Raw genomic sequence first — 13,858 nt, forward strand, 5'->3', positions numbered from 1 at the left:
GCAGTTTATTGAAAAGTATTGCAATGAATAGCAGGAATATGCTTCGTAAAATTACTATATTTATAATACAAAATTTGAAAATATGAAATCAATAGACCCGAAAGATTTTAAAGTTACAGATAAAATCAAGTTAAGCAAACTTCCGACTTTATTAAAAGTGGATGCGGACGATGATGAAAAAGAAGAAAAACTCGATAAGGTTCAGGCGAAATTGAGCGATTTGCAGGATGTCATGTATGCGCACAATAAATATGCGGTTTTGATTTGCCTTCAGGGAATGGACACTTCGGGAAAAGACAGTTTAATTCGAGAAGTTTTTAAAGAATTTAATCCGCGCGGTGTGGTGGTTCATAGTTTTAAAACACCAAATTCGAGCGAATTGGAACATGATTATTTATGGCGTCATTATATTGCTTTGCCGGAAAAAGGCAAGTTTGCGATTTTTAACAGAACACATTATGAGAATGTTTTGGTAACACGAGTGCATCCTGAATATATTTTGTCTGAGAATTTACCGGATATCAATTCTGTAGATGATATTACAGATGAATTTTGGGAAGAACGAATCAAGCAAATCAATAATTTTGAGAAGCATATTGCCCAAAACGGAACCATTGTGATGAAGTTTTTTCTGCATTTGAGTAAAGAAGAACAACGCCAGCGACTGCTTAGACGTTTGGAAGAAGAAAAACACAATTGGAAGTTTTCGCCGGGCGATTTAAAAGAACGTGGTTACTGGGATGAATATATGAAGTATTACGAAGAAGCCATTAATAAAACGTCGACTTCGCATGCGCCTTGGTATGTAGTTCCTGCAGATGATAAAGAAATGTCACGTTATATCGTAGCAAAAATTATTTGGGAAGAAATGAAAAAACATACTGATATTAAAGAGCCTGAATTGGACGAAAAAACAAAACTGCATATCGAATTATACAAAAAAGAGTTGGGAGAGAAGTAACTAATTTGATAATTGAGATAATTTGTCCATTAGATAATTTATGCAACCCGACAGGTTTAAAAAACCTGTCGGGTTTATTCTTTAAAAAATTAAATTTGTATTTAAATAAAAAAATCCGACAGACTATGCGAGCTGTCGGATTTTTACCAAAAACAAAATAATAAATTAAACCTATTTTTTATAGTTTAAAACCATAAGCAACACGCAGTGCTACCTGATTGGTTCTAAAATCGTGATAATCTTCGTAACGAACACTTAAATCAATGTATTTATTAGCATATCCAATTCCTGGCGCCCATAAAAAAGTAGTGTTGTTATAACCGTTAGTTACTGCAAAACCAGCACCAACTTCTCCTAAAACATAAAATTGATCTTTTAAAACGAAAGCTTTAAAACCTGCTTTAGCCGGAATAAATCCTAGATCTTTTATGTCATTTCCAGCGGCATCTTTATCGCTGTTAAATAAATTTGTAAATCCTGTAGTTAAGGTTAATGATGTTTTTTTAGAAAGATCGTATTGTAAGCGAACGTCTCCACCAAGAGCCCAATCGTAATCGCCATCGGTTGGAAGTCCTCCGTTTACTCCAAAACCTAATCTAAATCCCTGATCGTAATTTGTTGCTTCTGTGTCCTGAGCGAAAGTGTTGTTAGAAAATAAAAATGCAAAAGCAGCTAGGCAAATAATCTGTAATTTTTTCATGGCTTATATTTTTGAATTATTAATAATGTAAAAGTAAAACGGAGGTATTGGGAGATTGTTATACAATTTTTAAAAATCTTTATATAATATTGAGTTCGTCTTATTTTTTGCTTAAAATCGGTATATAATATTATTAATAGGACAGAATTCCGAGCTTCTGATTATCTTTGCCGACTAAAATTGATTACAAGTGAATTTAAAGCAATACACTAAAGAGTTTTCGTATAATTTAAGACTGGCTTATCCTGTTATTTTAGGAATGGTCGGGCATACCTTAATTGGTATTGTCGATAACATTATGGTGGGTAAAATTGGAAGTACAGAGTTGGCCGCGGTTTCGTTGGGAAACAGCATGATTTTTATTGCTATGTCTCTCGGAATTGGTTTCTCGACAGCAATAACACCAATTGTAGCTGAAGGAGATGCGGAGAAAAACGACAATAAAATCCGTTCGGCATTTCATCATGGTTTGTTTTTATGTACTATTCTCGGTTTGATACTTTTTAGTGTCATTATGTGTGCAAAACCAATCATGGAATTGCTAAAACAGCCAGAAGATGTTATTGTTTTAGCAAAACCGTATTTAGGATGGGTTGCTTTTTCGTTGATTCCATTAGTAATGTATCAGGGATATAAACAATTTGCAGATGGAATGTCATTAACCAAATATTCGATGTATGCAATGGTAATGGCCAATGTATTGCACGTTGGAATTAATTATGTTTTGATTTACGGAATCTGGATTTTTCCAAAAATGGGAATTATCGGTGCAGCACTTGGTACCGTGATTTCGAGAATCTTTTTGGTCATGTTTATGCATATTATGCTTTCGCGAAGAGAAGATTTAAAGCGTTTTTTTAAAGGTTTTAGTTTTGAGGAAATTAAAAAAGCAACGATAAAAAAAATTATCAGCATTGGTTTTCCTTCGGCGATGCAAATGCTTTTTGAAGTGGTTTTGTTTACCGCTTCGATCTGGCTTTGCGGAAATATTGGAAAAACAAGTCAGGCAGCAAATCAGATTGCGCTGAGTCTGGCTTCGCTTACTTTTATGTTTGCGATGGGATTAAGCATTACTTCGATGATTCGTGTAAGTAATCAGAGAGGTTTAACCGATTATAAAAAACTTCTGGTTGTGGCGAGATCTATTTTCCTGTTGGCTATTGTTTTGGAAGTTTTCTTTGCTTTGATCTTTATTGCTTTTCATACTGTTTTGCCGCATATTTTTCTAAATATGGAAAACACGATTCAGCTTACAGACAATACAGAAGTAATTGCAATTGCTTCTAAATTATTATTGATAGCGGCAGTTTTTCAAATTTCAGATGGAATTCAGGTTGTAGTTTTGGGAGCATTAAGAGGATTACAGGATGTTAAAATTCCGATGTATATTACTTTTGTAGCGTATTGGGTAATTGGTTTTCCGATTTCCTACTATTTAGGAGAACATACTGAATTGAAAGCACAAGGAGTCTGGATTGGACTTTTGGCAGGTTTAACTGCAGCTGCAGTAATGCTATATTTACGCTTTAATTATCTGACTAAGAAATTAATTACAAATTCGGTTTCAAATAACTAAATTTGAAAAAAATAAGACGTAGATTATAAGGATTAATAGGATTTGCAATAACTCTGAAAAGCTGCTAGAATCTACGCCAAAAAAATAACCATTAATAAAAAATAATAAATATGGAATTACCTAAATTTTTACTTGGAGACAATACAGACTTTCCGGATGACATTTTTATCATTCACCTTGACTATCCAAGATTTATCATCAATTTGAAAGATGATGAGGTTGAATTTCTGGAAGAAGCTGAAGATCTTGACGAAGCAGAATTAAATGCTGAAATGGAAGGCCTTATCGAGAAAGCCAATGAGTTTTATGACAGAGAAATAAACCGTTACGAAGAGTAAAATGCCTGTTTAGTGCTTTTACTTTTTACTTTTTTACGTTCTTATTTTATTATCTAATGAAAAAATTAAGTTTTTTAAAACCGATTTTCAATTTCATATTAATCGGTTTATTGATTACCACTTTGAGCCGTCTGTTTTTATTTTTCCTTTTTAAAGAAAGAGTAGAACAGACTCCCGATTTCTGGTATATTTTTCCAATCGGACTTCGAATGGATTTGATATTGCTTTGTTATTTATCATTCCTGCCGGCTTTATTAATTACTTTTTTACCAAATAAATGGTTGAAATTCACCAATAAGTTTCTGGTTATTTACAGTTTCTTATTTTTGTTTTTAATTCTATTTGTAGAATTAGCTTCACCTGATTTTATTAAACAATACGATACACGTCCGAATAAGATTTTCCTGGATTATCTGATTTATCCCAAGGAAGTGGTAGGGATGCTTTTAAAAAGTTATCTGACCTCTATCATTTTAACATTTTTTATTTTAGGAGTGGTACTTTATTTTGCTTTCAAAAAAGGGAAAAAATTATTTCATACAGTAAATTCAGATTTTAAGTTTAAATTAATGGTATTTCCGTTAGTCGCTTTTCTGTTATTTTTTGGAGCTCGTTCCAGTCTGACTTCAAAACGTCCGATTAATGCCAGCAATGCTGTTTTTTCTACAGATCAATTGACGAATACTCTTGGCTTGAATTCATTTTACACCGTTGCCTTTGCGGCTTATTCAATTAAGAATGAAGGAAACACAAAGATGTATGGTAAAATGGATGAAGCAGAGGCAATTGCCCGTGTAAAAAAATACATGATTGCCGGACCAAATGATTTTACAGATGCGGAAATTCCGTTTTTACATGTTCAGCAGCCGGATTCTGTGATCAAAAAACCTTATAATCTGGTAATATTTCTACAGGAAAGTTTGGGAGCAGAATATGTTGGAATTTTAGGAGGAAAACCATTAACGCCAGAGTTTGATAAATTATCTAAAGAGGGTACATTATTTACCAATTTATATTGTACAGGAACCAGAAGTGTTCGTGGAATCGAAGCGGTTGTAACAGGATTTTTGCCTTCACCTTCCGAAAGTGTTGTCAGATTAGGAAATTCACAACAGGGTTTTTTTACATTGGCTGATGCTTTAAAACAAAAAGGTTATGATACCAGTTTTATTTATGGCGGAATGGCAAATTTTGATAATATGGCGTCCTTTTTCAACGGAAATGGATTTCAGGATATTGTAGACCAAACTGATTTTGAGTCAGACGGAAATAAATATGCTTTCAAAGGCACTTGGGGTTATTCTGATGAAGATTTAGTAACCAAAGCCAATCAGTATTTTAAATCTAAAGGGGATAAGCCGTTTTTCTCTTTGATGTTCTCTACTTCTAATCACGAACCATTTGAATATCCGGCGGGAAGAATTAAACTTTATGATAAAAAACCGGCAACGGTAAATAATGCTATGAAATATGCTGATTTCTCTATTGGGAAATTCTTCGAATTGGCTAAAAAAGAAGCTTATTTTAAAAACACTATTTTTATTGTAATTGCCGATCACAATACCAGAACATACGGAAAGAATTTAGTACCAATAAATAAATTTCATATTCCGGCATTTATTATGGGGCCTGGAGTTCCAAAGAATGCAGTGTACGATAGATTAGCAAGTCAAATTGATATTCCGCCTACATTATTAGCATATTTAGGAATTCCTTTTGAGACTCCGATGGTGGGACGAAACTTAAGCAAATTGGATTCAAAAGTGCAGGGAAGGGCGATAATGCAGTTTAATGATATCAATGCATTCAGAGTCGAAAATCAGGTTGTAATCATGCAGCCCAATTTGAAACCATTGCAGTTTGAAGTTAAAAACGATACGACTTTAATTCCAGTTAAATTAAATGAAGAATTAGCAAAAGATGCTTTGGCTCATGTAATTACAGCTGGAAATTTATATAAGGAAAGTAAATATAAACTTAGAGCTAAATAAAGGTTCAAAGGCTCAGAGTTACAAAGGGACAAAGGTTTAAAACTCTGTCCCTTTGAACCTTTGTTACTTTGTCCCTTTATTAAAATAAAATTTTAATAAACTAGCAGCAGCTGCAAAAGGTGAGATTTCATTGTTTTGTACTGCTTTTTTGTTTTCTTCTAAAAGGGAAATAATCTCAGGCTGATTGTAGAAATTTTGCTTCAATTGTTCGTTGATAGTTTCCATCATCCAGAAATGATTTTGGTCATTTCTTTTTTCTTCAAAAAATCCCGCTTCTTTTGTTATTTCAAAATAATCTGAAATAGTATTCCAAATTTCAGAAATACCTTCTTTAGTAATGGAACTGCAAGTTGTTACTTTTGGCTCCCAGTTTGATTTTTTGGGAGGAAATAAATGCAGAGCCCTATTGAAATCTACTTTTGCTTGATTTGCTTTTTTGATATTGTCTCCATCCGCTTTATTGATTACAATGGCGTCTGCCATTTCCATAATACCGCGTTTAATGCCCTGCAGTTCATCGCCAGCGCCGGAAATCTTTAAAAGTAAAAAGAAATCCACCATGCTGTGAACGGCAGTTTCGCTTTGACCAACGCCAACCGTTTCGATAATAATAGTATCAAAACCTGCGGCTTCACAGAGAATAATAGTTTCTCTTGTTTTACGTGCCACACCGCCTAAAGTCTCCCCGGAAGCACTTGGTCTTATAAAAGCATTTTCATCTTTAACCAATTCTTCCATTCGGGTTTTATCTCCTAAAATACTTCCGTGCGAAAGAGAACTGCTTGGATCAACTGCCAAAACAGCCACTTTTTTGCCTAATTGTGTGAGATGTTTGCCAAAAGCCTCTATAAAAGTACTTTTTCCAACGCCGGGAACACCGGTAATTCCGATACGGATTGATTTATTGGCGTGAGCTAAACAGCCCTGAACAACTTTATTGGCTTTTTCAAAATGATCAGGATTAGTACTTTCGACTAAAGTAATCGCACGGCTTAAAGAAGTTTTGTTTCCGTCTAAAATGCCATTAATTAATTCTTCTGATGTAGGCTGTTGTCTGCGTTTGTTTTTAATTTGATTAATAGCCGAAATATTGGTGATTTCGGGAGATGAAATCCCAGGTTTTTCAGAGATGCTTCCAGCTTGTTTATTCAAATTTGACAAAATACACTTTTTAGAAATGTAAAAGTACAGAAAACAAAAACAGTTTCAAAAGCAGAAATCTGCCTCAGAAACTGTTTTTTGTTAAAATATGCATTAGATAAACCAGAGAGTAAAAAACTTCGTATCTCAGAATCTTAGACCCTTAGTATCTTTAAAGAAAATTAATATCCCGCTGTAAATCTAACTTGGTGGTGTTTTGGAGTTTCTACTTCATCAGCAATTACAACAGCTAAATCTTCTACAGATAAAATGCTTCTTTGCTCCTCATTGAAAACTGGATTTTCTAAACCTAGACGATATTTTCCGGTTCTTCCTGTTTTAGTTCCGGCGTGCATTTCGAAAGCGGGACTAAAGAATGCCCAATCCAGATCTTTTTCTTCTTTAATGATATTTAAATAATGTCTTGCAGCATTTGCACCTGGATAAATTTCTTTAGGGAAATCCGGAGTGTCAACAGCTTGTAAATCCGGAGCGACAAATAAACTTCCGGCACCGCCAATAGTAATAAAACGTTTTACACCTGATTTTTTAACCGCTTCCTGAATAGCTTTAGATCCGGCCAAAAAGTCATCGTAAATATTTGGGTTCGTCCAACCTGGGTTGTAAGCGTTGACAATAGCATCATGACCTTTTAAGATTTCTGCCAGCGCCTCAACATTAAAAATATCCGCAGCTACCCAAGTAGCATTTGAAGTGTCTTTTGGAGTTCTTGCAATAGCAGTAATTTCATGTTTTCTGTCTGCTAATTCGTTTAAAATAGCTGAGCCAACAAATCCTGTTGCTCCAATGATTGCGATTTTCATAATATATAAATTTATTTAGTAATAAAAAATGTTACAGTTTTGGTCAAAAAAATAGTTTTAAAATTGATTCGAAAAATCTTCCAAAGAGATATTCTGCAATTGCGCACTTACTTTTTCATTCATTTCGCTATACAGAGCTTCCAGATTCTGATTGATTTTCTTTCCTACGGGGCAATCAGGATTCGGCTGATTTTTAGCGAAACCTAAACCAATGGTTTCAAAAGTCATTTCGAATATTTCTTTTAATGTTAATTCGGAAGCATTTACGGCCAATTTTGTTCCGCCATTTTTTCCTTCTTTACTTTCTACAATATGATGTGCTTTTAGATTGGCAATTTCTTTTCGAACCAAAACAGGATTTACGTTCATGCTTCCTGCAATAAACTCCGATGACAAATAATCATTAGGGAATTTATTGAGTAAAGTGAGAATGTGAATCGTTATGGCAAATTTACCTGAAATCATACTGTAATAAAATATGTTACAAATTTATGCTTTTTTGTAACACAAAATACTAATTTAACTATTTTTTGGTAAAAGGAGTTTAGTAAAATGTAAAAAGTGATTTTTAATTATTTGATATTGAATGTTTTCTTGTGGAATGTTATAGGTTTAACAAAAGAAAAACAGTAGTTACTATTCTCATAAAAAGCTAATTACTTCTTACTTTTCATTAATCACTAAACTATAAATACTTATTTTTGTGATGAACTACAGATATGAACAACTTTATATTAATATTCTTCTTCCTTTCATTGGGTTTAGTTTTACAAAGAGTAAAACAATTTCCGACTCATATCTATAAGATATTAAATAAAATTGTTATTTATTTCTGTCTTCCTGCAATTACTTTGTATCACATTCCAAAAATAAAATGGAGTAATGAATTGTTATTTCCAATAGGAGCAGGCTGGATTACTTATATTTTAGCTTTTCTGTTTTTTCATATTTTAGGAAGAAAAAAAGGCTGGTCTAATAAATTAATTGGCTGTCTGATTTTAACAGCTGGATTGAGCAACAGTTCCTTTTTAGGTTATCCGATAATTGAAGCTTTGTTTGGAAAAAAGGGATTAGAAACGGCAGTCTTAGTAGATCAGCCGGGAACTTTTGTAGTGGTTTCTACGCTTGGTGTTTTTACGGCAGCTTTTTATTCTAAAGGAAGTCCGAACTTTTTAGGGATTTTCAAGAAGATTATTACGTTTCCACCGTTTTTGATGTTTGTTTTGGCTTGTATTTTCAATGTTTTGAATTATGATTTACATGAAAATATTCAGGGTATTTTACTTAAAATTGGAAGTTTAGTAACGCCGTTAGCACTACTTTCTGTTGGTTTGCAATTGACTTTTGATCGAAAAAGCCAGCATTGGAAATTTTTAAGACTGGGACTTTTCTTCAAGCTGATTTTAGTTCCGTTTGTGATTTTTGTGCTCTATGTTTTTATTTTTAATCAGCGTTCCGAAGCTATAAAAATTACTTTGATGGAAACGGCAATGGCTCCAATGATTACAGGAGCGATTCTGGCTTCGACTTACGGATTAAAACCAAAATTAAGCAGCATGATGATTGGTTTCGGAATTCCGATTTCTTTCATAACCCTTGCTGTTTGGTACTTCATACTAAGTTTTATTTAGTTCAAAATAGTAATTAGATAGATAAGGTAGAATTTTAACTTTTTTTTACCTTTTGAATGTTTTCTAAATGTATTTTTTAGTTAATTTTAGAGGAACTAAAAAAGATAAATTATGTCAACATTAAGATTAGGCGATATAGCACCGGATTTCAGCGCACAAACCACGCAGGGACCAATCAATTTTCATGAATGGTTAGGAGATTCCTGGGGTGTTTTATTTTCGCATCCAGCAGATTTTACTCCTGTTTGTACAACTGAATTGGGAACTGTAGCGAATTATGTTCCTGAATTTACTAAAAGAAATACAAAAGTTATTGCTTTGAGTGTAGATGGTTTAGATTCGCACAAAGAATGGATTAAAGACATTAACGAAACTCAAAATACAGAAGTTAATTTTCCAATTATTGCAGATGAAGATAAAAAAGTAGCGAATTTATATGATATGCTTCATCCAAATGCAAGTGACAAATTTACAGTTCGTTCTGTTTTTGTGATTGGACCTGATAAAAAAATCAAATTAACTTTGACCTATCCAGCTTCAACAGGAAGAAATTTTGATGAATTACTTCGTGTTATTGATAGCTTGCAATTGACAGCAAATTATAGCGTTGCTACTCCTGCAAACTGGAAAGATGGAGAAGATGTAGTTATCGCACCGGCAATTCCGGACAGCGATATTCCGGCAAAATTCCCAAAAGGACATACACCAATAAAACCTTATTTGCGTTTGACACCGCAGCCGAATAAATAGTTTTTGAGGTTCTGAGATACTAAGTGATAAGGTTCTACGTTTTTTGCTTAGAGTTTTAGCATTTTTGTTTTTATGAAAACAAAGAAAATAAAAAAGCGTTGAGATTTTCAATTTATGAAAAATCTCAACGCTTTTTTAGAAAAACTTAGTCCGGATAGCTATCGGGATAGCGTCTTAGAACCTTAGCATCTTTATTTGGCCGCTAACAAAGCATTCATTCTCTTTTTATCTCCAACAACCCAAAGAATATCATTTTTTTCTAGGATTAAACTGGATTCCGGATTTAGGATACGATTTCCGTTTCGTTCAATACCTACAACCATTCCGTCGGTTTTGGCTCTGAATTGGCCAATGCTTTTTTGAATAAATTCATCTTGGGAAACTTCCAGCTGACGCAAAACAATATCTGTTTCTTCTACTTTTCCAGGGGCTTCAGTTTCATTTTGATTTAGATACTTTGTAAATTCAACAATTTGGGCATCGGTACCAATTACACAAATTTCGTCTCCTGGGAATAACCTCTCATTTTTTGTCGGAATCGGAATGGTTACTTCGCCACGTTTGATGTAAGCGATATTAATTCCTAATGATTCTCGGATCTTTAATTCCTGCAATGTTTTTCCAACAAGATTCGATTCTTTTTTAATTTCAAAAAAGGACATGTGACCGTCCCACGGCATCAAATTAGCATATCTTCTATCAATCTTTTTGTTTTCACGATCGTTGAGGTTTTTCAAAAAGTGATTTTCGATTTTATGATATTGTTCATTTAATTTTTTAGGAAAAATTTGATAGGCTCCAATAGCGATAATAAGCGCTATAAAAGCAACCAAAGGCGAGAAGAAGATATTCAATAAAAAGCCGACAAAGAATAATCCGAGACTCATTCTTATTAAAATAAGCATTAATAATGCCCCACGGTATTTGCGTTCTTCCCAAAGGATTTCAACTTCTTCTACTTTGACACGACGAAGCGACAATGCCCATAAAAATGGCGCAATAATTACTAAAGTCAATAAAGCAGCTAAAGTATTTCCAAATCTAGTATCGGCTACTAAAGGCGCAACAAATTTAGAAGACAACAGAATAATTGCGGTAATAATAATAGTATGAAGTATAATTTGAGTAATTGAAGATCGCAATACAATCTGCCAGGTACTTACCGATTTAATTGCCTGAGCATTTACACTGTATCGATTAATGTTTTTAACCCATCGTTTCGGCATTTTTGATTCTAAGAACAAAGCAAATCTTTCCGAATACTTAATTAAAAACGGAGTTGTAAAAGTGGTTATTGCGGATACCGCTACGATAATTGGATACAAGAAATCACTGGTTACTTTCAGTGTCATCCCAAGAGTTGCAATAATAAAAGAGAATTCTCCAATTTGTGCCAGACTCATTCCGGTCTGCACAGATTGCTTCAAAGGCTGGCCAGAAATTAAGGCTCCTATAGAAGAACTAAATGCTTTTCCGAAAATGGTTATAAGGGTAATTAAACCAACTGGAAGTGCATAAGTCAATAAGGTATCAGGATTAATTAACATTCCGACAGATACAAAGAAAACAGCACCAAATAAATCTTTTACAGGCTGAATTAAATGTTCTATTTTTTCTGCCATTGTTGTTTCGGCAATAATAGAGCCCATAATAAAAGCTCCTAAAGCGGGAGAAAAACCAACATTTGCTGCAAAAATTACCATCATTAAACACAATGCTAATGAAATAATCAAGAGCATTTCATCCGTCAAAAGATGTTTGGCCTTTTTCAAAATCGTTGGAATAATAAAAATTCCTCCTAAGAACCAAATGATCAAAAAGAATACTAATTTTAAAACAGACTGCAATAATTCGCCTCCCGAAACCTGATCGCTTACTGCAATTGTTGATAATAAAACGAGCATTAAAATGGCCACAATATCTTCGACAATTAAGGCTCCAAATACGATTCCAACGAACTTTTTTCCTTTGACTCCCAATTCATCAAAAGCCCTGATAATAATCGTTGTGGACGAAATAGAAAGTGTCGCTCCAAGGAAAATACTGTCCATTTTTCCCCATCCCATCCATTGGCCGACACAATAACCAATCAATGTCATAAACATAATTTGGGTTATGGCGGTAACAGAAGAGGTTCCTCCAACCTTCATAAGTTTCTTAAAGCTGAATTCGAGTCCTAAACTAAAAAGTAAAAATATAACCCCGATTTCTGCCCAAACTTCAACACTTTTCATGTCTGTTATAGAAGGGAAAAAATCAAAATGGTTTCCAGCTAAAAATCCTGCAATCAGGTAGCCTAGAACCAAAGGCTGTTTCATTTTTTTAAATAGTAGAACGGCAATTCCGGCAGTCATCAGGATTAATCCCAAATCACTAATTAAAGGTTGTAAGTGGTGTGTACTTTCGGCAGCGGCATTTAATGCAATCATATAAAAACGTGGTATTTTTTTAAGGAGCTGATCCAGCTTTTCATTGTAATGAAATCCACTGCACTTTTATAAGAATAAATGGCTAGGTAATACTGGTTTAGCTCCGAATTAAATAAAAAAAGCTATCTCGATAAAGATAGCTTTTTTTGACAAAATATTTGGTATTTTCTTTAGATTCCTGTGTAATTACTAGGAGTTATCGCTAATAATTCTGCTCTAACAGCGTCAGAAACTTCTAAAGTTGCAATAAAATTATGAATTGCATTTTTATCAATAGCTTCATTTGTTCTTGTTAGGCCTTTTAAAGCTTCGTAAGGGTTTGGATACGCTTCGCGGCGTAAAATAGTCTGAATTGCTTCAGCCACAACAGCCCAGTTTCTTTCTAAATCTTCAGCAAATTTACTTTCGTTTAAAAGTAATTTATTTAAACCTTTTAGAGTTGCTTCAAAAGCAATAATAGTATGTCCAAACGGAACACCAACGTTTCTTAAAACAGTACTGTCTGTTAAATCACGTTGTAATCTTGAGATAGGTAATTTTGCAGAAAGATGCTCAAAAATAGCGTTTGCAATTCCTAAGTTTCCTTCAGAGTTTTCAAAGTCAATTGGATTTACTTTATGGGGCATTGCAGAAGAACCAATTTCTCCAGCTTTGATTTTTTGTTTGAAATAGTCCATTGACACATACGTCCAAATGTCACGGTCTAAGTCTATAATAATAGTATTGATTCTTTTTAAAGCATCAAAAAACGCTGCAAAATGATCATAATGCTCAATTTGTGTTGTTGGGAAAGAATGCTGTAAGCCAAGATCTGTTTCAACAAATTTATTTCCAAATTGTTTCCAGTCAATTTGCGGATACGCTACATGATGTGCATTAAAGTTTCCTGTTGCACCACCAAATTTAGCTGCAAACGGAACATTAAATAACAAACGCATCTGCTCTTCTAAACGCTCCACGAAAACCAAAATCTCTTTTCCTAAACGAGTAGGAGAGGCTGGTTGTCCGTGTGTACGTGCCAGCATTGGAATATCTTTCCATTCAACACTTAATTCTTTTAATTTGGCAATTACAGCAACTAAAGTTGGCATATACACTTGCTCAAACGCTTCTTTTGTAGAAAGCGGAATAGCAGTATTATTGATATCTTGAGACGTTAATCCGAAGTGAATAAACTCTTTGTATTGAGACAAACCTAATTTTTCAAAAGCATCTTTGATAAAGTATTCTACCGCTTTTACGTCATGGTTGGTTACTTTTTCTGTTTCTTTGATCCAAAGTGCATCTTCAGTAGAAAAGTTTTTATAGATATTTCTTAAGCTTTCAAACAAGCTAGAGTCAATACCTTGTAATTGTGGTAATGGAATTTGGCATAAAGCAATGAAGTATTCCACTTCAACTAAAACGCGATATTTTATTAAAGCTTCTTCAGAGAAAAAAGGTGCTAAATTTTGAGTTTTATTTCTATATCTTCCATCAATAGGAGAAATAGCATTCAATTCGTTTAGAGTAGTCATT

General features: G+C 33.8%; 12 protein-coding genes. 6 read left to right on the top strand and 6 right to left on the bottom strand.

The genetic code is table 11. The features are described 5' to 3' along the window. The first annotated feature begins 82 nt into the window (after nt 1–82). A complete protein-coding gene (locus ACFS3A_RS10600; protein WP_379825403.1) occupies nt 83–961 on the top strand; it encodes a PPK2 family polyphosphate kinase in 879 nt (292 codons plus the stop codon). 178 nt (nt 962–1,139) lie between these two features. On the opposite strand, the gene ACFS3A_RS10605 is transcribed toward ACFS3A_RS10600, so the two are convergent. After that, nucleotides 1,140–1,661 (bottom strand): hypothetical protein, encoded by a 522-nt coding sequence (locus ACFS3A_RS10605; RefSeq protein ID WP_379825404.1) that lies wholly within the window; start codon nt 1,659–1,661, stop codon nt 1,140–1,142. Between the two features lie 190 nt (nt 1,662–1,851). Between ACFS3A_RS10605 and ACFS3A_RS10610 the strand changes: the two genes are divergently transcribed. The 3 genes from ACFS3A_RS10610 (at nt 1,852) to ACFS3A_RS10620 (ending at nt 5,566) form a co-directional block, all read left to right on the top strand. Continuing rightward, entirely contained in the window at nt 1,852–3,237 is a 1,386-nt protein-coding gene (locus ACFS3A_RS10610; protein ID WP_379825405.1) for an MATE family efflux transporter, read from the top strand. A gap of 110 nt (nt 3,238–3,347) precedes the next feature. Beyond that, the gene (locus ACFS3A_RS10615) at nt 3,348–3,575 is read left to right on the top strand and encodes a hypothetical protein (RefSeq protein WP_072973177.1); all 228 of its coding nucleotides are present in this window, start codon (nt 3,348–3,350) and stop codon (nt 3,573–3,575) included. A gap of 56 nt (nt 3,576–3,631) precedes the next feature. Beyond that, nucleotides 3,632–5,566 carry an LTA synthase family protein gene (locus ACFS3A_RS10620; RefSeq protein WP_379825407.1) on the top strand — a complete coding sequence of 645 codons (1,935 nt, stop codon included), beginning with the start codon at nt 3,632–3,634 and terminating at the stop codon, nt 5,564–5,566. 63 nt (nt 5,567–5,629) lie between these two features. Here the strand turns inward: ACFS3A_RS10620 and meaB are convergent, their stop codons facing one another. From meaB to ACFS3A_RS10635, 3 genes are all read right to left on the bottom strand, one after another. Further along, nucleotides 5,630–6,727, bottom strand: coding sequence for a methylmalonyl Co-A mutase-associated GTPase MeaB (gene meaB / locus ACFS3A_RS10625; RefSeq protein WP_379825408.1), 1,098 nt, complete (start codon nt 6,725–6,727; stop codon nt 5,630–5,632). A 161-nt stretch (nt 6,728–6,888) separates the two neighbouring features. Next, nucleotides 6,889–7,530, bottom strand: a complete 642-nt coding sequence (locus ACFS3A_RS10630; protein WP_379825409.1) for an NAD(P)-dependent oxidoreductase — start codon at nt 7,528–7,530, stop codon at nt 6,889–6,891. 57 nt (nt 7,531–7,587) lie between these two features. Continuing rightward, complete coding sequence (locus ACFS3A_RS10635) at nt 7,588–7,995, bottom strand: RrF2 family transcriptional regulator (RefSeq protein WP_379825411.1); 408 nt, start codon at nt 7,993–7,995, stop codon at nt 7,588–7,590. 254 nt (nt 7,996–8,249) lie between these two features. On the opposite strand from ACFS3A_RS10635, the gene ACFS3A_RS10640 reads away from it, so the two are divergent. Together ACFS3A_RS10640 and ACFS3A_RS10645 are read left to right on the top strand one after the other, a co-directional pair. Next, nucleotides 8,250–9,161 (top strand): AEC family transporter, encoded by a 912-nt coding sequence (locus ACFS3A_RS10640; protein WP_379825412.1) that lies wholly within the window; start codon nt 8,250–8,252, stop codon nt 9,159–9,161. Nucleotides 9,162–9,272: 111 nt separating this feature from the next. Further along, nucleotides 9,273–9,911, top strand: coding sequence for a peroxiredoxin (locus tag ACFS3A_RS10645; protein ID WP_184159842.1), 639 nt, complete (start codon nt 9,273–9,275; stop codon nt 9,909–9,911). Nucleotides 9,912–10,102: 191 nt separating this feature from the next. Here the strand turns inward: ACFS3A_RS10645 and ACFS3A_RS10650 are convergent, their stop codons facing one another. Then, complete coding sequence (locus ACFS3A_RS10650; protein WP_379825414.1) at nt 10,103–12,340, bottom strand: cation:proton antiporter domain-containing protein; 2,238 nt, start codon at nt 12,338–12,340, stop codon at nt 10,103–10,105. Nucleotides 12,341–12,510: 170 nt separating this feature from the next. Beyond that, nucleotides 12,511–13,857: an adenylosuccinate lyase gene (purB, locus tag ACFS3A_RS10655; protein ID WP_379825415.1), complete on the bottom strand. Its 1,347-nt coding sequence runs from the start codon at nt 13,855–13,857 to the stop codon at nt 12,511–12,513. Nucleotide 13,858 lies beyond the last annotated feature (1 nt).

The organism is Flavobacterium notoginsengisoli (assembly GCF_042686225.1).
In the GTDB taxonomy this organism is placed as follows: Bacteria; Bacteroidota; Bacteroidia; order Flavobacteriales; family Flavobacteriaceae; genus Flavobacterium; species Flavobacterium notoginsengisoli.

Coding starts and splice junctions, on each gene's coding strand:
- ACFS3A_RS10635 (WP_379825411.1), bottom strand. CDS start 7,995: ATGATTTCAGGTAAATTTGCCATAACGATTCACATTCTCACTTTACTC.
- ACFS3A_RS10600 (WP_379825403.1), top strand. CDS start 83: ATGAAATCAATAGACCCGAAAGATTTTAAAGTTACAGATAAAATCAAG.
- ACFS3A_RS10645 (WP_184159842.1), top strand. CDS start 9,273: ATGTCAACATTAAGATTAGGCGATATAGCACCGGATTTCAGCGCACAA.
- ACFS3A_RS10650 (WP_379825414.1), bottom strand. CDS start 12,340: ATGATTGCATTAAATGCCGCTGCCGAAAGTACACACCACTTACAACCT.
- ACFS3A_RS10620 (WP_379825407.1), top strand. CDS start 3,632: ATGAAAAAATTAAGTTTTTTAAAACCGATTTTCAATTTCATATTAATC.
- ACFS3A_RS10630 (WP_379825409.1), bottom strand. CDS start 7,530: ATGAAAATCGCAATCATTGGAGCAACAGGATTTGTTGGCTCAGCTATT.
- ACFS3A_RS10640 (WP_379825412.1), top strand. CDS start 8,250: ATGAACAACTTTATATTAATATTCTTCTTCCTTTCATTGGGTTTAGTT.
- purB (WP_379825415.1), bottom strand. CDS start 13,857: ATGACTACTCTAAACGAATTGAATGCTATTTCTCCTATTGATGGAAGA.
- ACFS3A_RS10615 (WP_072973177.1), top strand. CDS start 3,348: ATGGAATTACCTAAATTTTTACTTGGAGACAATACAGACTTTCCGGAT.
- ACFS3A_RS10605 (WP_379825404.1), bottom strand. CDS start 1,661: ATGAAAAAATTACAGATTATTTGCCTAGCTGCTTTTGCATTTTTATTT.